Annotated in this window: 19 protein-coding genes; 7 read left to right on the forward strand and 12 right to left on the reverse strand. The window is 50.5% G+C overall.

Features of this window, described 5'->3' with window-relative positions; translation table 11 throughout:
* Positions 1–9 precede the first annotated feature (9 nt).
* Positions 10–1,830 carry an ABC transporter ATP-binding protein gene (locus tag NDA02_RS20040; protein WP_190794536.1) on the reverse strand — a complete coding sequence of 607 codons (1,821 nt, stop codon included), beginning with the start codon at positions 1,828–1,830 and terminating at the stop codon, positions 10–12.
* A gap of 162 nt (positions 1,831–1,992) precedes the next feature.
* On the opposite strand from NDA02_RS20040, the gene NDA02_RS20045 reads away from it, so the two are divergent.
* The 3 genes from NDA02_RS20045 (at position 1,993) to NDA02_RS20055 (ending at position 3,712) form a co-directional block, all read left to right on the forward strand.
* A complete protein-coding gene (locus NDA02_RS20045) occupies positions 1,993–2,130 on the forward strand; it encodes a hypothetical protein (RefSeq protein ID WP_190794535.1) in 138 nt (45 codons plus the stop codon).
* A 213-nt stretch (positions 2,131–2,343) separates the two neighbouring features.
* A complete protein-coding gene (locus NDA02_RS20050; protein WP_190794534.1) occupies positions 2,344–3,048 on the forward strand; it encodes a MotA/TolQ/ExbB proton channel family protein in 705 nt (234 codons plus the stop codon).
* A gap of 49 nt (positions 3,049–3,097) precedes the next feature.
* A complete protein-coding gene (locus NDA02_RS20055) occupies positions 3,098–3,712 on the forward strand; it encodes a biopolymer transporter ExbD (RefSeq protein WP_190794533.1) in 615 nt (204 codons plus the stop codon).
* 472 nt (positions 3,713–4,184) lie between these two features.
* On the opposite strand, the gene aroC is transcribed toward NDA02_RS20055, so the two are convergent.
* From aroC to NDA02_RS20100, 9 genes are all read right to left on the reverse strand, one after another.
* Positions 4,185–5,285 carry a chorismate synthase gene (gene aroC, locus NDA02_RS20060; RefSeq protein ID WP_190794532.1) on the reverse strand — a complete coding sequence of 367 codons (1,101 nt, stop codon included), beginning with the start codon at positions 5,283–5,285 and terminating at the stop codon, positions 4,185–4,187.
* Between the two features lie 156 nt (positions 5,286–5,441).
* A complete protein-coding gene (locus NDA02_RS20065; RefSeq protein ID WP_190794531.1) occupies positions 5,442–6,113 on the reverse strand; it encodes a DevA family ABC transporter ATP-binding protein in 672 nt (223 codons plus the stop codon).
* A 23-nt stretch (positions 6,114–6,136) separates the two neighbouring features.
* Complete coding sequence (devC, locus tag NDA02_RS20070; protein WP_190794530.1) at positions 6,137–7,357, reverse strand: ABC transporter permease DevC; 1,221 nt, start codon at positions 7,355–7,357, stop codon at positions 6,137–6,139.
* Between the two features lie 169 nt (positions 7,358–7,526).
* Entirely contained in the window at positions 7,527–8,690 is a 1,164-nt protein-coding gene (locus NDA02_RS20075; protein WP_190794529.1) for an HlyD family efflux transporter periplasmic adaptor subunit, read from the reverse strand.
* Between the two features lie 284 nt (positions 8,691–8,974).
* On the reverse strand, positions 8,975–11,671 hold the full coding sequence (locus NDA02_RS20080) for a CHAT domain-containing protein (RefSeq protein ID WP_348255699.1): 2,697 nt from the start codon (positions 11,669–11,671) through the stop codon (positions 8,975–8,977).
* 170 nt (positions 11,672–11,841) lie between these two features.
* Positions 11,842–12,177: a hypothetical protein gene (locus NDA02_RS20085; protein ID WP_348255701.1), complete on the reverse strand. Its 336-nt coding sequence runs from the start codon at positions 12,175–12,177 to the stop codon at positions 11,842–11,844.
* Positions 12,178–12,331: 154 nt separating this feature from the next.
* Positions 12,332–13,237: a tetratricopeptide repeat protein gene (locus NDA02_RS20090; protein WP_348255702.1), complete on the reverse strand. Its 906-nt coding sequence runs from the start codon at positions 13,235–13,237 to the stop codon at positions 12,332–12,334.
* Positions 13,238–13,248: 11 nt separating this feature from the next.
* Positions 13,249–14,835 carry a serine/threonine-protein kinase gene (locus NDA02_RS20095; protein ID WP_190792280.1) on the reverse strand — a complete coding sequence of 529 codons (1,587 nt, stop codon included), beginning with the start codon at positions 14,833–14,835 and terminating at the stop codon, positions 13,249–13,251.
* The gene (locus NDA02_RS20100) at positions 14,832–16,583 is read right to left on the reverse strand and encodes an NB-ARC domain-containing protein (RefSeq protein WP_190792281.1); all 1,752 of its coding nucleotides are present in this window, start codon (positions 16,581–16,583) and stop codon (positions 14,832–14,834) included. The genes NDA02_RS20095 and NDA02_RS20100 overlap by 4 nt, the downstream gene beginning before the upstream one ends.
* Before the next feature lie 301 nt (positions 16,584–16,884).
* Between NDA02_RS20100 and NDA02_RS20105 the strand changes: the two genes are divergently transcribed.
* Together NDA02_RS20105 and NDA02_RS20110 are read left to right on the forward strand one after the other, a co-directional pair.
* Positions 16,885–17,100 carry a hypothetical protein gene (locus tag NDA02_RS20105; RefSeq protein ID WP_190792282.1) on the forward strand — a complete coding sequence of 72 codons (216 nt, stop codon included), beginning with the start codon at positions 16,885–16,887 and terminating at the stop codon, positions 17,098–17,100.
* 262 nt (positions 17,101–17,362) lie between these two features.
* On the forward strand, positions 17,363–17,728 hold the full coding sequence (locus NDA02_RS20110) for a hypothetical protein (RefSeq protein ID WP_348255704.1): 366 nt from the start codon (positions 17,363–17,365) through the stop codon (positions 17,726–17,728).
* 35 nt (positions 17,729–17,763) lie between these two features.
* Here the strand turns inward: NDA02_RS20110 and NDA02_RS20115 are convergent, their stop codons facing one another.
* Complete coding sequence (locus NDA02_RS20115; RefSeq protein WP_348255705.1) at positions 17,764–18,327, reverse strand: hypothetical protein; 564 nt, start codon at positions 18,325–18,327, stop codon at positions 17,764–17,766.
* 193 nt (positions 18,328–18,520) lie between these two features.
* Between NDA02_RS20115 and NDA02_RS20120 the strand changes: the two genes are divergently transcribed.
* On the forward strand, positions 18,521–19,540 hold the full coding sequence (locus tag NDA02_RS20120; RefSeq protein ID WP_348255706.1) for a pentapeptide repeat-containing protein: 1,020 nt from the start codon (positions 18,521–18,523) through the stop codon (positions 19,538–19,540).
* A gap of 113 nt (positions 19,541–19,653) precedes the next feature.
* Positions 19,654–22,266, forward strand: a complete 2,613-nt coding sequence (locus NDA02_RS20125; protein ID WP_190794241.1) for a M1 family metallopeptidase — start codon at positions 19,654–19,656, stop codon at positions 22,264–22,266.
* Between the two features lie 389 nt (positions 22,267–22,655).
* Here NDA02_RS20125 and NDA02_RS20130 read toward each other — a convergent pair whose 3' ends face one another.
* On the reverse strand, positions 22,656–24,677 hold the full coding sequence (locus NDA02_RS20130) for an ABC transporter ATP-binding protein/permease (protein ID WP_348255707.1): 2,022 nt from the start codon (positions 24,675–24,677) through the stop codon (positions 22,656–22,658).
* Between the last annotated feature and the right edge of the window lie 261 nt (positions 24,678–24,938).

The raw sequence follows: 24,938 nt of genomic DNA on the forward strand, positions 1-24,938 counted from the left end.
GAGCAGTGCCTACCGATATCCTGCCGCCTGCAAAGAAAACAGCCTGGCATAGCGTCTGCCCTGAGCCAGCAGTTCTTCATGAGTCCCATGCTCTAGAATTTCACCCTGCTCCATCACCAGGATCTGATCTGCCATGCGAACGGTCGAAAAGCGGTGAGAGATCAAGATTGCCATCTGGTTTTCGGTCATTTCTCGAAAGCGATCGAAGATTTCTGCTTCAGCCTCGGCATCCATGGCGGAGGTCGGTTCATCCAGCACCAGCAAATCTGCGCCCGATCGCATAAATGCCCGCGAGAGAGCAATTTTCTGCCACTGTCCACCCGATAGCTCCTGTCCGCCTTTGAACCAGCGACCCAGCCGCGTATAAAATCCCTGGGGGAGATGGTCGATAAACGATCGCGCCGTGCCCTTCTCGGCAGAAATTTCCCATCGCTGCTGATTCTCAAACTGCGTCACATCGCCTGCGCCCACGTTTTCACCCACCGTGAACTGATAGCGCACAAAGTTTTGAAAAATCACGCCGATTCGCCGTTGTAGCACTTCCAGATCCCACTCGCGCAGGTCGATGCCATCCAGCAAAATTCGCCCGGAGTCAGGAGTATAAAGGCGCGTCAGCAGCTTGATCAGCGTAGTTTTGCCAGAGCCGTTTTGTCCAACGATCGCCAGCTTTTCTCCGGGTTGCAGATGAAAGGAAATATCGCGCACGGCCCAGCGGGAACTGTCGGGATAGCGAAACGAAACCTGCTCAAACCGAATCCCATCTCCGGGAAGGCTACCCTCGGTCACGGTTCCGGTTTGCGGCGGCACATCTTCTTCGAGAAATTCGTACAGGTTCGATAGGTACAGACAATCCTCATAGGCTCCGCCGATCGCGGACAGCACCGAGGAAAACGTAGACTGTCCCTGCCGAAACACGACGAGATACAGCGTCAGATCGCCGATCGTAATCCGTCCATTAATCGTTGCCAGCACAATCCAGACATAAGTGAGGTAAAAAGCGATCGTGCTCACCAGACTCAGCCCATAACCCCACCCGCTGCGGCGAATCGTCAGATCCCGGTCTTCGCGATAAAGGCGATCGAACACGGCACGGTAGCGTCTCAGCAGCAGGTCGCCCAACTGAAACAGCTTTACCTCCATTGCAAAATCTTCGCGGGCGATCAGCGTTTCCAGGTAAGTTTGCTCCCGCGTTTCGGGGGCACGCCAGCGGAAGAGCCGAAAAGCTGCGCCTGCAAAGCGAGTTTCAGCCACAAATGCCGGAACTGCCGCCACCATCAGCAAAATCACCGACCAGACCGAGAATTGCAGCAGCAAGCCGCCAAAGGTCAACAGCGACAGCACATCTTTCACCAGCCCAAAGGTACGCGCCACCAAGCTCAGCGGACGAGTTGAAGCTTCCCGGCGGGCACGGCTCATTTTGTCGTAGAACTCGGAGTCTTCAAAGTGCCGCAGATCGAGCGTGAGTGCCTTTTCTAAAATCAGCACATTCACCTTTTGCCCCAGCAGCACTCGCAGCAAAGACTGACACAGTGCAATCCCCTGCTGACTACCGGAAAGCACGATAACGCACAGCGCCTCCAGCCCCAGATAAAACAGAGCTGTTTCTCGTCCAATTCCCCCAAATTGAGCCGCCTGCACCACGCCATCGACAATTAGCTTTCCGATATAAGCAATGGCTCCGGGCAACAGACCCGCAATCAGCGTCAAAACTGCCACAATCACAGTCAAACGGCGATCGGTTGTCCAAACGAGTTCTAGTGCCCGATAGCTATATCGAAAAATTGCCAGCGATTGGCGTAATGCCTGGAAGGAACGTTCAAATCTCTTCATAATTCCCACCATAGCGAATTGCGCCGCAAACGAGGAGAACTGGGCTGCCGTCAGGGAAGAAGCGGTATTGGATTAAACCCTCCTCACTCAAAGCATCTCTCTATACTGAAGAAGTAACGACTGCCTAACCGTTGAAATTGCTTAATTCTGGAGGACTTGGATATGGCTATGAACGATCGCAAAAAACGCATTATGGAACATCTGGCACGCAGCAGCGGCAACTTCATTCAATCCACGCCGCGTAACTCAAATGAGCGCAAGCAGCAAATCCTCGACCATGTGAAGCGCACAAAAGGTTAATTGCTGAAATCACTGCTTCGCACGATTTTGCTTCCTGAAGTCCCATGAATCCTTTTGCCAGAATGGCAGTCTATATGGACTATATTGGACTGTTGATGATAGGTCATCCTGATCGTTCGGGGTTTCGCTCGAACAGCTAAAGAAGGAATTCCGGGCGGATCTTGCCTATCTTCTCCGTCTGGCATGCGGCATAACTGGAGGTAAAACGAAGCAGTGAGTATTTCTGACCTATTTGCCAGGGGCGGAGTCGCCATGTGGCCCCTGCTATTTCTCTCTTTCCTGACCCTCAGCACCATTATTGAGCGGGCGTGGTTCTGGTCAAAAATTCTGACCCACGAGCGGGAAATTTCCGGGCGGGTGTTGGAGGCAGCACGACGGGACTGGGATGCAGCAACCGAGATTGCTCGCAAATCCAGCAGTCAGCCGATCGGTCGTTTTCTCTATTCCGCGCTGGAACTGCAAGACCCCGATCCCGAAGTGTTTGAACTCGCCCTGCAAGCCTCAGCAGACGAAGAACTTAACGCGATGCGGCGCGGAGACAAGGTGCTAGAAACAACAATCGCGCTCGCCCCTCTGCTGGGTCTATTGGGAACAGTGCTGGGTTTGATTAGTTCGCTGAGCTCGATTCGCATTGGAGACCTGGGTACAGGTGCAGCAGAAGGCGTGGGGCTGGGAATCTCAGAAGCCCTGATTAGTACGGCAGCAGGCTTGATTGTGGCAATCACTGCACTAGCTTTCTACCGTTTGTTCCAGAGTTTTGTGTTCGGTCAGGCAAAAATTTTCCGACAGTCAGGTAACGAGCTAGAACTGCTTTACCGCAAAGAACGCCTTCCCTTGGTAAGACGAAACGCGCTGAATGCTTCCAGCCTGAGTTCTGAATCGATCGTCCCTCAGTCCACTGCGGGAGAAAACCCATAGCGTTGCGGTTGAATTTTACGCTGTTCCTCACATTTCTTACCGAGTTGTCATGCCGATTAAAACTCACCTCGAATCGACCGAGACTGATGTTCGCATTGAAATTGTCCCGCTAATTGACGTTATCTTTTGTATTCTCACTTTCTTCATCCTGGCAGCAGTCACGTTAACTCGGCAGACTGCAATTAGTGTCGATCTGCCCCGTGCTGGCACAGGTGCGCCACAACTGCGACAGTTGCTCGTGGTTAGCGTTGACCCGATCGGTCAAACCTACCTGGAAAAACAGCCGATTTCCCGCGAATCGCTTGCCGCTGCCCTGCAAAACTTTAAGCAGCAGAATCCCGATGGGCTGATGGTGCTATATGCCTCTAAAGCCGCTAGCTATAACGATGTGGTGCAAGTGCTCGATTTGCTGAGAGATGTCGGGGGCGATCGCGTCGCACTGGCAACCCTGCCGGATAACGGACAAAACCCGGCTCCGCTACCAAATTCCTTTACCCTTCCGGGTGGATCGATTAATCCTCAGGCTCCCTACCAGATTCCGGGTCAGGTTGACCCATTGAACCCGGCTCCAATTCCGGCTCAACCGCTTCCTGGCATTGAGTCACCCCGCACAAGCCCCGCTCCCGCCCCCAAATCAAACGCGCCCAAGCCAGTAGCACCTTAGCGTTTCAGGCGAGCGTTTATGCCTGTCTTCATTTGCCTTTCTAAATGCTTCCTCAGGAAAAGTGCTTTATGTAGAATCGGCATCAACACGATGCGATATTTGCAACGCTTGTAGAAAAATGTGCCTAGGGATATAGAATTGTTCCCCCTGCCTATGGGCAAATTAGTGAAGTGGGATTTCAATGTGACAGTAATGAATCGAAAAACGCCGCGTAACGCTCAACCCAATCCGTTACATCTTTCTCTAACAAGTTTGACGACCGCTACCAATCGCGAGACTGAGTTTGACTTCGATCGTTGGGCAAGTGCAGTTAGAAGGCAAATGCTCGATTCGCTCAAAAAGCGTGATGCGCGCAATCTCTAAATTCTTTTCGCTCGCCCTTTCCTGGACAATCAGCTCATTGTAAAAAGTAAAAAGCCTTCATAAAAAGCCCCCCGTAGAGGAGGGCTAATTTTTTGTTTGAGTGTTTCGCTTACCGGGAAGGGTCGAGCACATGGCACTGTCCAGCGTCTCGCAGCAGATGATCACACAGCACGAGTGCCACCATCGCTTCGACCATCGGCACTGCCCGAGGCAGCACACAGGGGTCATGTCGTCCTTTGCCTGCCAAAATCGTTTCCTCGCCTTCTTTCGTAACGGTGCGCTGCTCTTTACGAATTGTGGCTGTCGGCTTAAATGCCACCCGGATCAGAATGTTTTCCCCGTTAGAAATGCCGCCCTGGACGCCGCCCGATCGATTGGTTGTGGTGCGAATGTCACCTGCGTCGTCGAGGTAGAATTCGTCGTTGTGTTCGCTTCCGACCAGCAGCGTTCCGGCAAAGCCTGAGCCGATCTCAAATCCTTTGGTGGCAGGCAGCGACATCACCGCTTTTGCTAAATCGGCTTCGAGTTTGTCAAACACGGGTATGCCTAGACCTTTGGGAACCTGCCGGGCAACGCATTCAACTACACCCCCGACCGAATCGCCCGATCGCCCAATTTGCTCGATCATTTCAATCATGCGATCGGCGCAGTCGCTATCGGGACAGCGGACAATATTGCTCTCTACCTGCTCTAGCGTCACCGTTGCCGGATCGACCACGCCTTCTAGATCCTTAATTCGCTTCACATAGCCGACAATTTCAACACCTGCCACCTGCCGCAAAATCTTTTTGGCGATCGCTCCCGCTGCGACTCGTCCGATCGTTTCTCGTGCTGAGGATCTGCCGCCGCCCTGCCAGTTGCGAATGCCGTATTTGGCATCGTAGGTTGCATCTGCATGGGAAGGACGATATGCCTTGGACATTTCATCGTAGTCCTGCGGGCGAGTGTCCTTGTTGCGAACCAGAATGGCGATCGGCGTTCCCAGGGTTTTGCCTTCAAATACACCGGAGAGAATTTCGCACTGGTCAGCTTCTTTGCGCGGCGTAGTGATTTTGCTTTGCCCCGGACGGCGGCGATCGAGTTCAAACTGAACTTCTTCGATCGAAATCTCAAGCTGCGGCGGGCAACCGTCGATCACGACACCGACTCCACCGCCATGAGATTCGCCAAAGGTGGTGACGCGAAACAGATGTCCGAAAGTGTTGCCCATAGATGTTATGCAAAGGTCGTAAGTCTTTGATTTTACCCAAGATAGGGGAGGAACGACCAGCGTGCAAATGACTCACTCTTTTTGTCGAGGAATTTGTGCAAGAAATTTGTGCAAGAAATTTGTGCCAGGAACAAGTACTGCAAATCGTTCTGTTTGCTAACGACAGCAACCATCTTCCATATGCAAAATGCGATCGGCGACATCTAAAATTCGGTTGTCGTGGGTGACGAGCAAAACCGTGCAGCCTTCTTCTTTCGCAAGACTTTGCATCACGTTCACCACATCGCGCCCTGTCTGGCTGTCCAGAGCGGCAGTCGGTTCGTCCGCAAGCACCAGTTTGGGATGACTGACCAAGGCACGGGCAATGGCGACGCGCTGCTGCTGTCCCCCAGAGAGCTGCTTTGGGTAAACATCGACAAATTCGCCCAGCCCAACTGCCGAAAGGGTTTCAACCGATCGCCGCCGATACTCCGACTTGGGAATTTTGGGATGCAGCTTCAGCGACATACTGACGTTTTCCCAGGCAGTAAGACAATCGAGCAAATTATGCGCCTGAAAGATAAAACCAATCTGATTGCGAACCTGCATGAGCTGCTGCTTTTTCGCGCCCAAAAGTTCCTGTCCCAAAATTTTGAGGCTGCCCGACTGAGCCGATCGCAGTGCTCCGATTAGGGTCAACAGCGTCGTTTTTCCCCCACCTGACGGACCCTCAAGAATCACTACCTCTCCCGCATTTAAATCCAGAGTGATATCAGAGAGAACGGTTTTTTGCAGCGAGCCTTTACCAAAAGAATGATTGAGATTGCGAATGGCGACGATCGAATTCATAGATATTCTCAAAAATGAATTCCCTAAAACACATCCACCGGATCAGCCGATCGCAGCTTATTCATTGCCATCGTGCCCGCCACGCTACACATCACCACCGTTAAGACAAACACCTGCACAGCAACATCCCACCGCATCACAACTGGAATTCGCGTTGCCTGAGCCAGCAGCCCATACACGCCGTAGGAAGCCAGGCATCCGGGAATAAAGCCCAGCACTGCCAAAATCAACGCTTCTTGCAGCACAATTATCCAGAGGGAACGATCGCTATAGCCCATTGCCTTGAGCGTGGCGTATTCGGGTAGATGGTTGCTGATGTCGGTATAGAGAATTTGATACACAATCACCATACCCACTACAAAGCCCATGATCGCGCCAAAGCTCAGCACTTTGCCTTGAGGAAAAGAAGCGGCAAACTCCTGCTCTAAAGCAATTAGCTCGGCTTTGGTAGCAACTCGCACTTCAGGCGGCAATCGTGCCTGGAGCTGAGCCTGCACCGCACCAATATCTGCGCCGGGTTCCAGAATCACCACGCCCACGTTGATAGAATTGCTGCCCTGGCGGCTGATTTGCTCGTAGTTCCAGTCGCTCATCAACACATAGCCTTTGTCGTTGAAGTTGCTGCCCAGGCTAAATAGCCCCACAACCTGCACTCGCCGATTATTGATCGTGGTGTTGACGCTGCCTGCTTCGGCAAATAGTTGGGGCACGTTTCCGAGCGTGGGTTGTCCCAGGCGATCGAACAATACGGTTCCGGGGGTGGTGAGGCGATCGACCTGCTGATCGACTTCGGGCAGATTCAGAACAGGCTGCACCGGGTTAAACGCCAGCACTTTGATAAAATTGGCGGCAAAAATGTCGATCGGCACAGGCTGAGCATCGGGAGATTTAGGTTGCCGCAGCGTTTCCGGATTTGTCCAGCGCACTCTGCCGATGTAAAGCGGACGCACCGACTCTACACCGGGAACAGTGTCTGCCTGATACAGGTAAGACTTGGGCAAACCGCCAAACCCAAAGTCGATCGACGGAACTCGCGCAGACAGCAAATACAGTTCGCCTTTCAGTGCCTCCGGCAGCAGCGTGATTCCATCAAACAACATTGCCCGTAACCCAAGCTGGGTAAAAATCAAAATATTGGAAAACGCAACGCCCGTCAGCGCGACAGCTAAACGTACTTTCTGGTGAGAAAGCTGTGCCCAGCCAAGGGGTTTATGGATTTGCCAAAATTGACGCAGTGCTTTCATTAAACGATCTCCAAATTATCTCCTGAGTCAGCAACCAGTGATTCCCCGTAGCATCAATCGATTATTGCCTGACTTAAAATTGATTGGCCTGAAATTAATTGATTCGGAATTTATTGATTCGGAATTTATTGATTTGGAATTTATTGACTTGAAATTAATTGATTCCGAATTAATTAATTTGAATCTCAAGTCGCACCTGCATATTCGTCAAAGCCGCAACTTTTGCGTTATCGCTTGCATTAATCCGAACTTTTACTTCTACCACTCGCGTATCCTGATCGCTGGTTGGGTCATTGCTATCTTCAGAAAGTTTGCGTTTACCGACCTGTAGCCCGACCTGCTCGACCACGCCCTGAAGCTTGCCCTCAAATCCGCCATATTCACTCGCGATCGTCACCTTTTGTCCGGGCTTAACTTTTGCCATATCCGTCTCATACACTTCGGCAATCGCATACATCTGGTCAGTTCGTCCCAGTTCCACAATGCCCTGCTGCGTATTCACCTGTTCACCCACACGGGTATTAATTCGGAGTACCTGACCTGCGATCGGGGCTTTCACCTGGGTATCCTCTAACTCAGCGCGACGCTGTTCCACCGCAATCATCGCTTTTTCCAGATCGGCTTGTGCCACCCGCAGATCAACAGGGCGAACTTCGCTCAACTTTGCCAGATTTTCTCGCTCTTGCCGGATTTGCTGCGTCAGGGTTTCGATCGTCATTTGGCGTTCTGCCTGTCGCTGTCTCAGGGTTGCCTGCGCTGTTTCTAGTTCCTGTCTTGCCTGATCCAGATCAGACGCTTTAAGTGCGCCTTCCTGCTGCAAATAAACGTTGCGATCGTAAGTAGTCTGTGCCTGCCGCAAAACCGCTTCTGCACTGGCGATGGCAGCCTCCTGACCGACGACTTCGTTTTTGAGCTGTGCTTCTAAGCGGGCAATCGTAGCTTGTTGTGCAGCGACATCGGCATTTTTGGCTTCTCCTGCCTGGGTTTGCGCCAGTCTTGCCCGATAGTATTCCACGTTCTTTTCGGCTTCTTCCAGGTCACGCTGTTTGCGATCGGCTCCTTGAAGAATCGCAATTACCTGTCCGGCTTTTACCCAGTCGCCTTCTTCTACCAAAATTTGATTCACACGACTATCTGCTGCATTCGTCACCGACAGCTTCATCACTTCGCCCTGAGGAGCTAATCGCCCGATCGCCACCACAGAAGTAATCGGCTGAACGCTTGGAGCAGGCTGGGGCTGTGCCTGGGAAGAGTTAGAAATCGCAGAACAGGCAGTATTGCCGCTCAGGAGCAGTAGAAGCACAAAAGGAAACCATTTGAGTCTGGACTGCATAGGAAGGGGAGGGTTTAGATGATCTGGGCATGAATCGAGAATCAGGCACGATCGCATAGGGATACCGCTTCCAGAAACCCAACTCCGAAAACTGAGAAACTTCTTAACGATAAGGATGAAGGTTAGCGAAAGACTAAAGGAAGGCAGGATGAATCAATACTTCACTTAAAGCATAGCGTCAAAGCCTACCTGCAAAGCGTGATCCATCCCACGATCGATAATGTCTGTATTCAGCATAAAAAACTGAGCTTCGTCTGACTTCTAACAAGCGTTAGAAACTGGTTTTACAAGCCATTGCCGATGAGAATAAACGATGCCCAGTAGTAGGGATGCTCTAGCGTTACAGGCTGATTTTCGCTGTCCACGAGATGTTCGAGACGAGTTCTAGTTGCTCCCTGAATCAGGGCAATTTGTGCCTGCTGAAGTGCGGCAGTTTTAGAGAGATTGCCCGATCGTAGTGCGGTATAAAATCGGCTCATCAGTGCCTCCGTCCCGCCGTCATCCACTGCCCACAAAGAGGCGATCGCGGCTCTGGCTCCGGTTGCCTGAATTTGATAGCCAAATCCCAAAATCTCTTTGCCGTCTTGAAGCTGCATCGAGCTCACAGCAGTCTGACAGCTACTCAGCACGACGAGATCAACATTGTCCAGATCCAGGCTGCTGACATCGCGCATCGTGATCGTGCTGCCGTCCCCAAACAAAATAAATGAATCTTCTGGTGATCCAGTCGTGAACATCGCGTGAGTAGCAAGATGAACGATGTTGTAATCATTTAAGATTGGCTCAGTGGCAGCGCGGGTGAATTCCCGATCGATTAACTGGCGCGTGTTGGGATACAAACGGGCGATCGTCTCCACTTCCGGTTTGGCAAAGGGTAGCCCGCCAAAGGGTAAAACGGTGCCGCCGCGCGGGATGTTGTAGCGTCCTTCGGAAAACGCGCCTGCTAAGACACGGGGCTGGGTTCGCGGTTGGGAATCAAGATTAAACAAACTTACCGCCGTGACATAGTTCACCTGAAATCGCTCGGTGATCCACTGATCTCCGTCATAAAGCGTGCCAAGCGGAATATAGCGCAACTGCCCATCGGGAGCATAGATAATGGTTTTGATATTGCCCTGTGCGAGAACTTCCTCGATCGGCTTAATCAGCCAGTTATAGAGCCGCTGTGCGTTAGGTTTCGGATCGGAGTTTTGATCTGTTAAGTCACTGAGCAGGGCAGAAATCGCCCGATTTAGCTCCACTCGCCCAACCGGAACCGAATAACGCATGGGCGCAGTATGGCGAGACAGCACCACCAGTTCAAGGCGATCGTCCAGCACCAGCGGATAAAGCAAAACCGCATCCTGCTGAATGTCATTGCGAATTGCCCTGATTGCTCTGAGATCAATTTCCTGATCGATCTGGACTTCGAGCTGTTCGATCGCCGCTACAATCTCAGGCTGCTCTAGAAAATCTTGAAACGCCAGGGTAATTTGACGTTGCCGACCACGGAGTTCTTCGACGCGCTGCTGCTGCTCAGGAGTTCGCTGCTCGGATGGAATGTCGTCTAGTTCATCAAGCTCTTTGCCTAATTCGATCGCCCCTTGAATCAGCTCATCATACTGCTCTGAAATCTGCCGCTCTGCCGGAAGAATATCCACGCCCTCAGCCGTCTGCTCGCTGCCCCTCACTCCTCGCCGCAAATAGTCCTGAATTTCCTGCACTTTCAGCAAATCTAAAACCTGCTGCGCTTCTAAAATGCGATTTTGCTGCAATAACAAATCCGCTAATCTCCGATAAGTATCCGCAACGGTATCGGTGTAAGACTGCTGTTGCTCGATCGGCAATCCGGTAATATCTCGCCGAATGGCTTCGGTGACGTTGATCGATCGTTTGTAGAAAAGAATGGCGAGTTGGGGTTGGTTTTGCTGCGCGAGGAGATCGCCAAGATTGCTTAAAACGCTTCGTTGCCCTGGAAGTGACCCAGTTTCTATTGCAATAGATAATGCTTGCTGATAGAACGCTTGCGCTTTTTCAAACTCATTTGAGCTTGAATAAACTGTACCTAAACGGTTGAGAGTATCAATTGTGTTATCGCGATCGCCTATTTCTTCCGAAAGCTTAAGTGCCTGTTCTAAAGTGAATAAAGCCTCTTCTCTTCGTCCTACTGTATAGTAGACAAACCCCAAATTACTAAGAACTTCTGCCTCATGAGAAGGTTGCTGAGCTTCTCGCCTTAGTAAAAGAGCTTGCTGGTAGCTTTCAATTGCTTTTGAATACTGATTTAGTCTTTCGTATATAAAACCAATATTGTACAGAACTATACTTGCACTTGATTGTTGATTGTGTTTATCCCCTTGAGTAACAGTAGGAAGCTGCTGAATAATTCCTAAAACTTCTCGAAACGCCGTTAACGCTTGCTCAAATTGACCTAAATCTGTATAAACCCAGGCTAGATTACTAAGAACCTGTTGCTCTCCGAGTAAATCTCCCAGTGATCGAACAATATCTAGTGCCTGTTGTTGAGCTGAAACTGCTTGAGTAAATTGTCCCTGATCAGCATAAATGGTTCCTAAATTTGACAAGATACGCCATTCTCCCTCGGAGCTATTAATACTCCGCGAAATTGTTAAGGTTTGCTCGTATGTCTCTATAGCTTGCTCGTAATTACCCTCTTGCTGATAAACAGCAGCAATGTTGTAAAGACAGTATTGTTGACCAACATTATCTTCGAGTTCTCGATAAATGTTTAATGATTGAATGAAAGCATTCAGTGCGAGGTCGTAATATCCTTGAATATAGTAGATTCTGCCCTTTTCAAAAATCTGCTTGGCTTTGTTTTGTTGATTCTGGAATAAAAAGGGTTTTATTTCTAAAAAATGTTCTATCGATTGAGCTTCCTCTTGTTGAAGAGGTTGAAGTGAATTAGCCTTAGTGTGATTGCAACATAATAGTATTCCTACACAAGCAAAAAGGTAGAATCTTGAACGTTGAAAAAACATTATCAAAACACTCCATGTTTTCCCTGCGAAAAATTAATATTATTGTATGGTGAAAAAGTTTAATTATTAAAAATTTGTAGAGCGAATGCTCTGCGTATTAGTAGTTAACATCCGCTCTACGTCTTACTCTATTTACCCACTTAGTTTTATTTAGGGCAACTATTAATAATCTACTTCTTTGGCGGAAATTCAGGAATAATTCCTTGCTCTTGAACTCCCAAAACCTTAAATTTTACTAGTCTATTTATTGTGTCTTTAACCCATGTTAAAACTTCTTGCAGCTTTTTGAAAGAAGTTTCTTCTGTTTCTGGGTTTTTAGAGTTGCACAAATTGAAAAAAAAGTCTCTAGTTGCCTTGCCTACTTCATCGGAAAACTTTTTCAACTCATCTAGTGCTACTTCAGCATCAAGAGGTTTACTGTAAGCTTTTTGCTTCAATTTCTTGTAGAGTTTTTCAGTCTCTGCATAAAGTTGATTGACAATGTCATTTACATTTTCGTAATTCATGGATTTTCCTTGGTCTAGAACAGCAACAATTGGAAACTACCCCAACATCGATCGCCCATTCACCAATACATTTGGAAACTCGATCGCTAAAATCGACCCGTCTCCAATATTTTTTAGTGAGCGATCGTCATAGATTTACCTTCGTCTGCGCTCATTATCCGGCTTGAGTTGAAAGATCGGTGAGTTTTTGCTGTAATTCTTCAACCTTTGCCTGGTTTCCTAACGTTTGGTAGCTTTCTTTTGCCTGTGTTAGCCATTCGATCGCCTGCGGTCTCAATTCCAGCCGGATATAAACTTCGCCAAGCGATGCCTGAAGTCGGGCTTGCTCCGGCAGATTTCCAGAGGCGAGGGGAATTGCTTGCTGATAGTAGGATTCGGCTCGCAAATTAACGTTTGCTTGAGCGTAGAGGTCTGCCAGTTTGCGATAGACGATCGGGTTTTGGCTGCCTTGCTCGATTAGAGATTCGAGGGTGTCGATCGCCGCCGCGTAGAGTTCGGAGCCGATGTAGAGATCGGTTTTAAGCAGCGTTGTGGATTCGGAGGTGTTATTAAACAGGGATTCTGCCTGGCGGATGCGATCGGCTTCAGGGTCAGACAGGCGGTAGAAGGTGGTCTGGATGTCTTCTTCGGTGGAGGAGCGATCGGTGTTGGTTTTCACCTCTAGCGTGTAGTTGATTCCGGGTTGCAGGGCAGGAGCATCCGATGGATAGGCGATCGCATCCGTCTCGACCTGTTTTGTCCATAGGATTGTGTCTCCGTTTTTCAGCGTTACCGTGTACTGGGTTACGCCCAACACTTTATTCCAGCGTAGATTGGGACGATCGCTTAAAACCGCCGAATTGCGAGGCTCAATGATGTAGGGAATCAAGGCATCTTCGGGACCGCGCGGATTGGCAGTGCGAGCAGTGCGACACTGGGCGATGAGATATTCTGCAGTCGATTCGATCGGAGGTGAGACGGGGTTGAGTTCCCGCACCGCAGAGATTCCTGGACTCGTTGCCGTTGGAATCACTAACAGCAAGCCTGCAATTCCAGCACCCTGAATAAAACGATCGTTCATGGCTGTTTAACTCACTCTAAAAACTGTTGAGCGTGCGTCATCCATTGTTGTTCGTCGGAATTTTTTCGATCGCCATATTGAAGACATTTGCGATAGGCATTCACCGTGTTTGGTATATCTTTAATTTCTTCATAAACTTGCCCCATTAAGCAATAGGCTGTCCCTCGTTTATCGTCAATCTTAACTGCATTTTTCAACGCTTCTTGGGCAACGTCATATTGCTTAAGCTTAAGCTGTGCCCAGCCCAAATTTTTTAGAAGCGCATAGTGATCGATCGGTCTTTTTGCAATGTGCCGACCTTCATTCAATAGTAGAATGGCACGATGATATTCCTGATTCAAAATATATAGTCTTGCTAAATTGTTGTAAGCATCTGGTCGCTGTTCTGTATCAAGGTCTTCAATCATGGATTGGGCATAAGCAGCTCTCGCTTGAGCAAGCTTGTTTTGCGTTTCATACAGATCGCCCAAGTTAAACAATGTTGCAGCATTTTGTCGATTGAATAACAGCGCAAACTGATAAGACAACCAGGCAAGCTCAGGGGCATTTGCAGTTTGGGCATCAAGTCCCCAATCATTGAACTGAATCGAAACTGTGAGTCGATTTTGCCAGAGGGTGAAACCACCAGACAGAACCGCCACCAGCAGCGCAGTTTTGAGCGGAGTGAGTTGCAACAGGCGACGATCGAGCTTTGCACGCAGGCGATCGACCTGGCGCAGCACAGGCAGCCGTCGTTCCCAGTTGAGTTTTCGTTCGATTTGTCGAATGGTTTGCAGGATGATTTCGCCTGACTGCGGACGCTGCCCCGGAAAGGGAGCCATGAGACGATCGAGCAAATCTGCAAATTGGGGCGGCAGGGCATCGGTGAGAGTGCGCCACTGGAGTTGTCCGGTCTGGGGATCAACGGGGAGATCGATCGGCGGTTTGCGTGTCAGTAACGTGACCAGGGTTCGTCCGAGCGCGAAGAAATCGGACTGGGGAACTGCCTGCCCTTCTGCCTGTTCTGGGGGCGTATATCCAGCGGAAATAATGGCGGTTCCGGTTTCCTGCTGTTCCTGCTTCACTAAGTAGGTGACAGATACCTCGCGCACAGTGCCAAAATCGATCAGCATCAGCTGACCATCCGGACGCAGCATAATGTTTGATGGTTTAATGTCGCGATGGAAAAACTGCTGCTGATGCAGAGGAATCAAGATCTCGACTAACTGATGCAGCCAGTCGATCGCTTCTCGCGCTGAAAGCCGTTTTCCCTGCTGGAGCCATTCCTGCAAATTGATGCCCGGAACTTTTTCCATCACCAGACAGTGCAGGGGGGCAAGCCGATCGCGCTGCCAGACAAAGTAGCCATCTGGTTCAACCTGGGGCACACCGCGATGGTGAAACTGGCTCAGAAAAGTGGCTTCCCGTCGAAATAGCTCGATCGCTTTTTGCTGCTGTGAACGCGAAAACTCTTTGAGGTCAAGAACTTTCAGCACCTTCGTCGCATCCCCGTCCCGGATTTCAAACACTTGACTAAAGCCACCGCCACCCAGAGGTCGGATAATCTCGTAGCGGTGATGCAGCAGGGTTCCGGGAGCTAGCACGATCAGGGCGCTCATGACGCTTGCGATGGGTTGATCAATTCCAACAGCTTGGTCAGGTTAATTTCCGCATAGCCGATCGCTTCAGGCGGTTGGTCTTTGAGCCATCCTAAAATCTGTTGTAGCTGGTCGGATAACTGTTCCACATCCCCCGCGAAGGTACTCACCAGCCGATCGCGAACTCGATAGAGAATGCGGCGAACGTGATACAGGGTGATGGAAAAGGTTTCTTCATCTTTTAGCAGCAGATGGGTTTTGAGAATGCCTAAGTGAGAAATCGAGCGGGCTTCGATGACTGTTTCAACGTCCTGCCACAGCGCATCGACCAACTGATGCAGCACGCATTTCATTACAACGGGTTCGAGAGAGAAGAGGGTGGGTAAAGGGGTAGAGGAGTGAAGGGGAACGGTTGCAGGACAATTACTCTCCGGCAGGAGTCGTTTTGTGTCGGTGTTTTTTTCGATCAGGGAGCGTCGCCAGAGGGAGCCGAGGGCGGTGAGCAGGTGCGATCGTTCTTCGGTGCTCATTAAGAGTTTGAGGTCGGCGATCGCGGTGGGTTTTCCAACGATGGCAAGCCAGAACATCACGTTTCTTTCGGCATCAGACAATTTGGAGAGCTGCTGTTCGAGCAGGTTAGATAATACGTCGCCTAGAACGAGCGAAGTCTGCGCCAGAAATTGGGACACTTGCCCATCACAAATGTCTTGAATCAACGCGCCGATCAGTTTCAGGGCTGCAGGGTTACCACGATAAATGCTGACCAGTTCCGATAAGCCTGCTTCCTGTCCAGCGAAGCCGCGTGTGTTGAGTAGAGTTTTGGCATCGGCAGGTTGCAAGCCGCGCAGTTTGAGGCTTTGAACGACGGGTTCTCCGGCAAATGCAGCAAGCTCGATCGGCTGTTCGCGGCTGAGGACAACCAGACAACTTTGATGCTGCTCTGCTGCAAATCGTTGCAATAAGCGGCTATAGCCCCGATATTGAATGGCACAGTAGCCTGACAGTTCGCCTTCCTGCAACAGCGTTTCCCAGTCATCCAGCACAATTAGAAACCGTCGCTGTCGTAGCTCAGAAAGTAGATGGGAGATTTGCTGATCGATCGTGCTAGTGATCGTCAGTTCGGTTGAGTCGGTGACAAACTGCCGGATGTCCTGAACCAGCTCGCCGATCGGGGGTGCATCCCGCAGCGATCGCCACAGAACCCCTTCAACGCCAGCTTTTTCGAGCGAGGCATCGCTGAAACTATCTTGAATTAATTTTGCAACCAGACTGGTTTTGCCAATGCCGCCCATGCCAACGATCGCCGCAACTCGCACTGTGAAATCGGTCAGCCAGGCGTGCAGCGTTGCCTGTTCAGCCGATCGCCCGTAAAAGCGCGAAACATCGATATAGGCAGCTAGATCTTGCCGCGGCGCAGATTTAGTCGGTACAGCAGACAGAGTCACTGCGTTCAAGCGATAGCCCGATCGCTCCAAAATAAACGCGATTTGCTGCCAGTTTTTAGGACGCTGCTCGGTCAGCACTTCCAAATAGTCATAAAGTCCATCCCGGGACAGGCTGACTCGTAACCCGGTGACATCTCGATTCAGGCGCAGCGCAATTTCAGTCGGGCTATGACCACAGAGCAATCCGCGCAGGCAGTCTTTCTCTAGCTCGGTGAGTGCGCTGTTTTGCTTGCCGTTACAAGCCCGTTTTACAACAGTCAGATCCGCATAGAGCCGAGGTAAATCCCACTGTTGCGCTGCTTCTGCATAGATGTCGTCGGGCATGGTCGAAACACAGGGAAGTGAATTTATTTTTGCAGCATTCATCGGGATTTCAGGAGCGTTCAGGGGTGCATTGTCATAAATAAAAACGAATTGCATCAAAACCAAGCGAATCAAACGAAAAGATTCAGCTCACGTTCGCGTAATGGGCAACGTTCAACTTGATTGATTTGTAGTGTAGAAGCTTCGATCGCCCAATGTCACCTAACAGGACTGATAACTCATTCCTAATGGCCGTTAGGAGATTTCCAACCCAAGGGTTTCTATGTTGAATACATGGTCCACTTGTCCTGGAGGCATCACCATGTTAGGTTCCCTTTCGACCAAGCTGTTCAGCCTCACCGTTCTTATCCTGCTTGGCAGCACGCTCATCGGCAACAGCAAAGCTGCACTTAGGTTAGAACCTTCCGTTTCTCCTCAAGTCACACAGCCCACTGTTCTGCCTTCTGCCACTCCTGAGCTGAGCGATCATCATAACTCCTGCAATGCCTATCCCTATCAACAGTGCCTTACTCCATGAGGCGATCGGATTTGTCTCCTGCTTAATTCTTCTAAAGGGTGTTTGAGCAGCCTTGCTTGCGACGCGAAGCGCCTCCCTAATTCCCACGTTAAGACCGATTCTTCCCAGCCCCCGGAACGTCCCTCATCTTATGGTTTCTGCTCATCAGGCTTGGTCTGAATCTTTTCAGACATTTGTTCAGCGTGTTCGATCGCTCGAAATCAGCTCGCTAGTTTATCAACTCAATCATTCCCCAATAAGTGCGAATTGGACGGAGAAAGAGATGAGGAAGACGATCGCCCAATATTTTGCTTTTCTATATTTGGTTGATCACTATCCAAATCTCGCCTTAGTGCCTACTCAGAATATTGATCACGTTTGGCAGTGCCATATTCTCGATACTGAAAAATACGCGATAGACTGTCAAATTCTTTTTAACCGTTTTATTCATCGTTTCTCTTTTTTAGAGTTCAGCCATGAAGACGATCGCAATCAGTTTTCACAGGGCAAGCGGCAGAATAACCTTGCAGCTTCCGTCCTGACTCAGGTACTCTTTCGCAAGCATTTTGGCTGCACGATGCAGCAATCCTCTACAGTATCCGTCGAGGATCAATTATCTAGCTCTGCCTGGATCGGCATACCGCACTAAACTGGCTCCGGTGCAGGGTTCAAATTTCAGCCCAATTAATTTTCATCATGCCAAAGCCGCTCTAGCTGATATCGCCATGCGCCTAAAACCTGGCTCCGCGCTGCACCGCCCAAATCAATATCGCCCATGACTCCTTCTTCGTAAAGGTGATCGAGGGTTTGCATCGTGGCTTCGAGGGACTGTCCCTGCTGTTTTGCCGCCCGAATAATCTGCCGAATCTGCGCCTCTGCCAATCGACTAAAACTTTCAGAAAGTCCCTGCTGCTGGAGCGCAATTAGCCGAGACACCGCCGATCGAAAATCAGAGCGGGTCAATCCCTCGCAGCTATGCTGAAACACACCCCACAGCAACTCTTGAAACAGGGCATAGCGGGTTTCCTGCGTTTCATCAAAATTCGCTTCCATCAACTGAGGCAAAAAAGGAGCTGCTTCTTGAGCCGGGGCGATCGTCACCAGCAACCGCAGCCAAGACTGATCCTCAGACAACAGCACCAGCAGCCGCATCTCATTCGTTTCCACCTGCCACGTCTCAACCGAAGTCTGCTGCACCCCCTCCCCAAACAAATTCGTCAGCTCATCCCCAATCTCTTGTGGCGTCATAACCAACCTCACCATTGCACTACTCCCATCCTAATCCCCCACCCCCATCGCCCCATCTCCCCATCGCCCTACTCGTTCCCCCTATGTAACAACAAGCTGCGATTCCCTAAGACTCTTATCCAACTCCCCCAGAAACCGATCGCCGCGTGATACCCCAGAAAGAGGACGACGCAAGGTAGGACGATTTTCATTGATGGATGTTTTAGAATTTGCTGCCCAATACGCTGCCGGAGAGCGTAACTTTGCGGGCATTAATTTAGCCGGGGCGAATCTAGGCGGAATGGATCTGAGCGGAGCAAACCTGACCCAGGCAGTCCTGTCTTCGACCCAGTTCGATCGCGCGAATCTGACTCAGGTCAATCTGAGTGGAGCGTATTTGTATGGCGCAACGGTGCAGTATGCCCGCTTAACCAGTGCAAATTTAGTCGGCGCAGATTTCACTAAGGCAAACTTGAGTGGCGCAAATCTAGCGAAAGCAAATCTCACCCGAGCCCGATTTAGCGGCGCAATTTTGAAGGGTGTGAATCTGCGGCAGGCAAACCTGAGCGGGGTTAACTTTTGTGGCGCAAACTTGAGTGGGATTAATTTGCGATCGGCAAATCTGACCGAGGCCAATTTGCAGTGGGCAAACTTGAGCGGGGCAAGGCTGAGCGGCGCAATTCTCACCAATGCCAAGCTCGACAACGTGCGACTGAGCCAGGCATATCTTAACGGGGTTGATTTGCACGGAGTTGATTTAGATGGCGTAGACCTGAGCAATTCCAAGCTGAACGGCACGAATTTAAGCGGTGCAAATTTAACGGTGGCAAATCTCGACGATGTGTGTCTGCGTTGGGCAAACCTGAGCGGGGCAAATCTTCATGCAGCATCGCTAAACGGCGCAGCACTGGATCACGCAAATCTAGAATCTGCCAATCTGAACCAGTGCGACCTGATGGAGGCAACGCTGCACCATGCCAATTTGAACCGGGCAAACCTGAACGGCGCGAAGCTATACGGTGCAAATTTGAGCAGTGTGAACCTCACGAATGCTTCTCTTTGGGCAGCAAAGCTCGATCGTGCCGTTTTGCAGGATGCGAATTTATCGGGTGCGAATTTGCAAGGGGCAAGTCTTCGACAAACGGATTTGAGCCGAATTCGCTGTAGTTTGCAAACCCAGTTTCCAGAGATGAATTTGACTCCTTGTGACGATCGTTCACTAAGATATGCCTGATGAATATTTGCTTTTGCACTCTAAAAATTTTCATAATTCGATCCGCGATCGAATCGAACAGTTATAGGATCAATCAGGTGAATGTACCAATCTTCTCTGATTAATCTGCAATAATGTCTCACTCTGCAATTGAATCGGTCGCCTTTGATACCAATAACGGACGCAAATCGTTTGTTCTGCCGGGTGCGAAGCCTCACTACAACCCCGATCGTCCCGGTCAGGTCGAGCATATTGCGCTGGATCTGGTGCTGAATATCCCAGAACAAAGCTACAGCGGAACGTGCAGCATTCGGATTTGTCCGGTGCGCGACGGGGTCGATCGGCTCACGCTAGATGCAGTCAATTTGCAGATTGATTCGGTGCAGGTCGAGGACGTAGAGCAGCCGTTTGACTATGACGGTGAACGGCTTCAGGTTCGGCTCAAGCAACCCACCGAAGCGGGTCAACCGATTATGCTGGTGATTGCCTATCGGGTTGAGAAGCCCCAGCGCGGACTGTACTTTATTGCACCAACCACCGACTATCCCCAGAAATCCGTCGAGGTCTGGACACAGGGCGAAGATGAAGACTCGCGCTTCTGGTTTCCCTGCTTCGACTATCCGGGACAGTTGGCAACTTCTGAAATTCGGGTGCGAGTGCCGCGCCAGTATCTTGCCCTGTCTAACGGCGAACTGATCGACACGCAGACCGCTGGCGACGACAAAATTTATCACTGGTATCAAAAGCAGGTGCATCCCAGCTATCTGATGACGCTGGCAGTTGGCGACTTTGCCGAACTTCAGGACGAGTGGAACGGCAAGCCCGTTACCTACTATGTGGAAAAGGGACGCGAAGCCGATGCCCGTCGCACGATGGGCAAAACGCCGCAGATGATTCAGTTCTTTAGCGAGACCTTTGGCTATGACTATCCGTTTCCCAAATATGCTCAGGTCTGCGTGGAAGACTTCATCTTCGGCGGCATGGAAAATACCTCCACGACACTCCTGACCGATCGCTGCCTTCTGGATGAACGGGCTGCCCTCGATAACCGCAGTTCTGAATCGCTGGTGGCACACGAACTGGCGCATCAGTGGTTTGGCGATTTAGTCGTGATCAAGCACTGGTCGCACGCCTGGATCAAAGAAGGCATGGCAACCTACTCCGAGGTGCTGTGGACGACTCACGAATACGGCGCAGACGAAGCCGCCTATTACCGTCTGGAAACCGCCCGCAGCTATTTCAGCGAAGATGCCACCCGCTATCGCCGTCCGATCGTCACCCATATTTACCGGGAAGCGATCGAACTCTACGATCGGCATCTCTACGAAAAAGGAGCCTGCGTCTATCACATGATTCGGGCAGAGCTGGGCGACGAACTATTCTTCCGGGCGATTCATACGTTTGTGAATGACAACGCTCATCGCACCGTGGAAACGATCGATCTGCTGCGGGCGATCGACCAAGCCACCGGACGCAACTTGCAGCCCCTCTTTGATCAATACGTCTTCCGGGGCGGACATCCTGATTACAAGATCGCCTATGGGTGGGACGGCGACAGCAATCTTGCTAAGCTCACCGTCACGCAAACCCAGGCACAGGAAGGCAACGGACTCGACAGCGGCTTGTTTGACCTGCGCGTGACGATCGGCTTTGGCTACATCGATGAATCCAGCCCTGAGAAATCGGCATCCATCAAACCCTTTACGGTTCGCATTCATGAGCGCGAGCAAACCTTCTATTTTCCCCTGGCAGAAAAGCCGCAGTTTGTCAGCTTCGATCTAGGCAACCATCTGCTGAAAACGGTGACGCTGGAATATCCGATCGCCGAACTCAAGGCGCAGTTGCAGCACGATCCCGATCCGGTTTCTCGCATCTATGCGGCAGAGGCTCTGGCGAAAAAAGGCGGTCTGGAAGCGGTAAAAGCGCTGGCTCAAGCGATGCAGTCTGATTCTTTCTGGGGAGTCCGGGCGGAAGCCGCCGATCAGCTTGCATCGGTCAAGCTCGATCAGGCATTTGAGGAACTGGTCAAAGGACTGGAAGACCCAGAAGCAAGAGTCCGGCGATCGGTGGTAAACGCGCTGGCGCAAATGAAGACGATCGGCAGCTACCGAGCACTGAAGAAACTGGCAGAAGCAGGCGATCCCAGCTATTACGTCGAGGCGGCTGCATTGTCTGCTTTGGGAACTGTCGCCGCCGGAAAACTGGAGGGTAAATCGAAAGAAGAAAAGGTGCTGAAGCTCTATCGATCGGTTTTACAGGAGCGGGCAGGCTGGAACGAAACGGTACGCAGCGGCGTAATCCTTGGACTGAGCAAACTCAAAACTTCAGAAGCTGCCCTCGATCTGATTCTGGAATACACCGCAGCAGGCATACCCCAGGCACTCCGTCTGGCGGCAATCCGGGCACTCGGCGCAATCTCCACTGGACAAAATAACGTCAACCTGGAGCGCATTCTCAATCGTCTGGACGAACTTTCCCGCGAATCGTTCTTCCTGACGCAGGTTTCCACCAGCATTGCATTAGGACAAATGGAAACCGTAAAGGCAATCGGCATCCTCAGCGCACTGGCAGACCAAACCCCTGATGGCAGAGTCCGCCGTCTGGCAGAAGAGGCGATCGAGCGCGTCCAAAAAGCCGTGAAGCAAGATCAGGCAGTCCAGAAACTCCAGGAGGAACTGGATCAGCTCAAGAAAGATAATCAGGAACTCAAGAGCCGCTTGGAGACGCTGGAAGCAAAGGCAAAATAAACGCAAACCCTCGATCGCCACTGTCCTTCCTCAGCGCAAAGCCCAAAACAGGATACTGCGCGGATTGTCAGATCGGAGAAACCACCGAAACAGGCGATCGATTAGTCAAAGTACCATACACCCAAAGTACACTACACCTTTGACCCTGAAGCCCAAACTCTAACAGAAACGCTGCTCAATCCTTAGACCAAGCAGCCCGTCGATCGCACCCGATCGTCTTCTTCCGCGTCGCGCCATGAGGGAAATTCATGCGTCGATCGATTTCTTAAGCATTCTTGTGAGGTGGATGTCCCCGTCCGTTCAGTGCAACATCTCTATTTCCCAAGCAGAATTTCCCAAGCGGAGGAAGATGCTCACCCCACAAAAACCAAACTATTAAATTTCAGTTTCTAAGCAAACGCCTCCAAATCTACCTTGTACTCCTCTGTCGGAACCAACTGCCAGCTTGTATCCGGCTCCAGCTTCAGTACGTAGTCGTGATACTTCAGCAAGCTGGTGCGGTGTCCGACGCTGATGAAGGTGGTTTGGGTATCACGGAGCGTTTGGTAGAGCCGCTGTTCATTCGCCAGATCGAGCGCACTGGTAGCTTCGTCTAGAATGGCGTAGCGCGGTTTGGTCAGCAGCAAACGGGCAAAGGCAAGCCGCTGCTGTTCGCCCAAAGACAGCACATCCGACCAGTCGAGAATTACATCAAAGCCACCGACGCGCTCCGGCAAGTCTGCTAAGTTAACTTGCTTCAGCACACGATACACATCTTCGTCGTTGACTGCGTTGTTTTCCAGATTGGGATAAAGCAACTGATCGCGCAAGGTTCCCAGCACCATGTAGGGGCGCTGCGGCAAAAACAGCATTTCCTTCAGATTCGGACGACCGATGCGCCCGGTTCCCGTGTTCCACAATCCGGCGATCGCCCGCAGCATCGAGCTTTTGCCCACCCCGCTCTGACCGACAATCACCAAGCCCTGTCCGGGTTGCAGCGTCATCGACAAATCACTGGTTAGTGTCCGTTGACCTTTGGGCGTTTGCAGCGTCACGCGATTGAGAGAAATTTGCGGTTCTTCAACCAGATCGATCTTGGTTTGTCCTTCGGGATAAATCTTGTCCTGTTCTTGCAGGGCTTCGGTAAAGGTTTCCAAACGGTTGATTCCGGCAGCGAAGGCACTGATTCGCTCAACCTGCCCATAAAGCACAAAGACTGCAAAAGCAGCAAGTACCTGGCTAAAGGCAAAGTTTGCCTGAGTAATATCACCAAACTGAATCTGTCCAGCAAAAAACAGCGGGGCCATAATCAACGAGGGCAAAATCACGATCGCATACTCATACCCTTTAGTGAAGAAAGAAAGGTTTCGCTGCCAGCGAATCAGGAAGTTGAAGTTTTGCAGAACCCGATTAAATCGCTGTCCTAATTGCCCAATTTCCTGATTTTCTCCCCGATAAAAGGCAATTGATTCAGCGTTGTCCCGAACGTGAATCAACCCATAGCGAAAATCTGCTTCGCGTTTTAATTGCAGGAAGTTGAGCGTAATCAGCCGTTTACCAAAAATGGCAACGACGATCGTCCCAAAAATGGCATAGCCAATCAAAAACACCGACAGAGTTCTGGAGATTGACCAGAGAATTCCGGTAAAGGAAATGAGATCAAGAACCGCACCCAAAATCAGCAGCAAATAATACAGGCTTGTATTCGTAAAGCCGCGAATATCTTCAGAAATTCGTTGGTCAGGGTTATCAATATTTTCGTCGTTATTAATTTCGTAGTAGGCGCGATTGCTGAAGTATTCGTTGAGAAACTTTCCGGTCATCCATTCTCGCCAGTAAAGCCCCAGCACGTCCTGCAAATAACTGTAAATCACCACGATCGGCGTACCGACGACAAATACACCCGCATACACAAACAAAAACAGCCAGAAAGTAGGCTGGTCTTTGTCTGCCAACGCAGTCATAAAGAAGTTGCTAACATAGCTAATCGTCACGTTTAAGCCGCTTACCGCCAGCGACAACAGCAGTAGTGACGACAGCAAAAGCCACTGCCTCCAGCGGGGTAATACATTACGTCTTGCTAGGAAAAACCCGATCGCCGGAATCAGCAGTGCAGTGAGGACGATCGCGACCCCAGGCGAAGTCCAAACCGCTCGCACAAGGCCGACGAATCCGCCTGCCGTCTGTTCCATAAACTGCGGAAAAAGCTGCTGACAAAGCATTGTCACGCCGCTAATCAGCACAAATAAAAACGCAAACAAAAACACGATCAGTAGTACCAGTAGCCCAAAGAAAACTTTGCCGCTTCCTGGCCTAGTGGGATACCAGTAAGGCTGGGCGATCGCCACAAAGCGATTCCAAAGTTTCCAGTCGAAGCGACTTAGCCGACGTAATGATTCCTGTGAAGAATTCGGGGCAGTTGCAGTGGTCATTCGCAATAGAACCAGCGATAGAAATTTAGATGTTTTCAGTCATTCTATCGACCTATTTTAGGAGTTTATTCTGCGATCGGTGGTTCATTGCGATCGATTTCTTTTTGTTTCGATCCAGATGAATTCGATTTATTGCAGTGAATTTGATTCGCAGTGTGACGGCAAAAGACGATGTGTTAGACGAAATGTTCCTACTCAAGACGAGAGCTGTTTTTCCCACATCAGATTTAAAGTTCTCCCGAATCAGCTCTGATGTAGATT

Origin of the sequence: Leptolyngbya sp. ST-U4 (genome assembly GCF_039962215.1) — a bacterium.
In the GTDB taxonomy this organism is placed as follows: domain Bacteria; phylum Cyanobacteriota; class Cyanobacteriia; order Elainellales; family Elainellaceae; genus Leptolyngbya_A.

What these genes read in the sequence shown, in the direction of transcription:
- NDA02_RS20040 (WP_190794536.1), bottom strand. Translation starts at nt 1,830, where the DNA reads ATGAAGAGATTTGAACGTTCCTTCCAGGCATTACGCCAATCGCTGGCA.
- NDA02_RS20045 (WP_190794535.1), top strand. Translation starts at nt 1,993, where the DNA reads ATGGCTATGAACGATCGCAAAAAACGCATTATGGAACATCTGGCACGC.
- NDA02_RS20055 (WP_190794533.1), top strand. Translation starts at nt 3,098, where the DNA reads ATGCCGATTAAAACTCACCTCGAATCGACCGAGACTGATGTTCGCATT.
- aroC (WP_190794532.1), bottom strand. Translation starts at nt 5,285, where the DNA reads ATGGGCAACACTTTCGGACATCTGTTTCGCGTCACCACCTTTGGCGAA.
- NDA02_RS20065 (WP_190794531.1), bottom strand. Translation starts at nt 6,113, where the DNA reads ATGAATTCGATCGTCGCCATTCGCAATCTCAATCATTCTTTTGGTAAA.
- devC (WP_190794530.1), bottom strand. Translation starts at nt 7,357, where the DNA reads ATGAAAGCACTGCGTCAATTTTGGCAAATCCATAAACCCCTTGGCTGG.
- NDA02_RS20075 (WP_190794529.1), bottom strand. Translation starts at nt 8,690, where the DNA reads ATGCAGTCCAGACTCAAATGGTTTCCTTTTGTGCTTCTACTGCTCCTG.
- NDA02_RS20080 (WP_348255699.1), bottom strand. Translation starts at nt 11,671, where the DNA reads ATGTTTTTTCAACGTTCAAGATTCTACCTTTTTGCTTGTGTAGGAATA.
- NDA02_RS20085 (WP_348255701.1), bottom strand. Translation starts at nt 12,177, where the DNA reads ATGAATTACGAAAATGTAAATGACATTGTCAATCAACTTTATGCAGAG.
- NDA02_RS20090 (WP_348255702.1), bottom strand. Translation starts at nt 13,237, where the DNA reads ATGAACGATCGTTTTATTCAGGGTGCTGGAATTGCAGGCTTGCTGTTA.
- NDA02_RS20095 (WP_190792280.1), bottom strand. Translation starts at nt 14,835, where the DNA reads ATGAGCGCCCTGATCGTGCTAGCTCCCGGAACCCTGCTGCATCACCGC.
- NDA02_RS20100 (WP_190792281.1), bottom strand. Translation starts at nt 16,583, where the DNA reads ATGCCCGACGACATCTATGCAGAAGCAGCGCAACAGTGGGATTTACCT.
- NDA02_RS20105 (WP_190792282.1), top strand. Translation starts at nt 16,885, where the DNA reads ATGTTAGGTTCCCTTTCGACCAAGCTGTTCAGCCTCACCGTTCTTATC.
- NDA02_RS20110 (WP_348255704.1), top strand. Translation starts at nt 17,363, where the DNA reads ATGAGGAAGACGATCGCCCAATATTTTGCTTTTCTATATTTGGTTGAT.
- NDA02_RS20115 (WP_348255705.1), bottom strand. Translation starts at nt 18,327, where the DNA reads ATGACGCCACAAGAGATTGGGGATGAGCTGACGAATTTGTTTGGGGAG.
- NDA02_RS20120 (WP_348255706.1), top strand. Translation starts at nt 18,521, where the DNA reads ATGGATGTTTTAGAATTTGCTGCCCAATACGCTGCCGGAGAGCGTAAC.
- NDA02_RS20125 (WP_190794241.1), top strand. Translation starts at nt 19,654, where the DNA reads ATGTCTCACTCTGCAATTGAATCGGTCGCCTTTGATACCAATAACGGA.
- NDA02_RS20130 (WP_348255707.1), bottom strand. Translation starts at nt 24,677, where the DNA reads ATGACCACTGCAACTGCCCCGAATTCTTCACAGGAATCATTACGTCGG.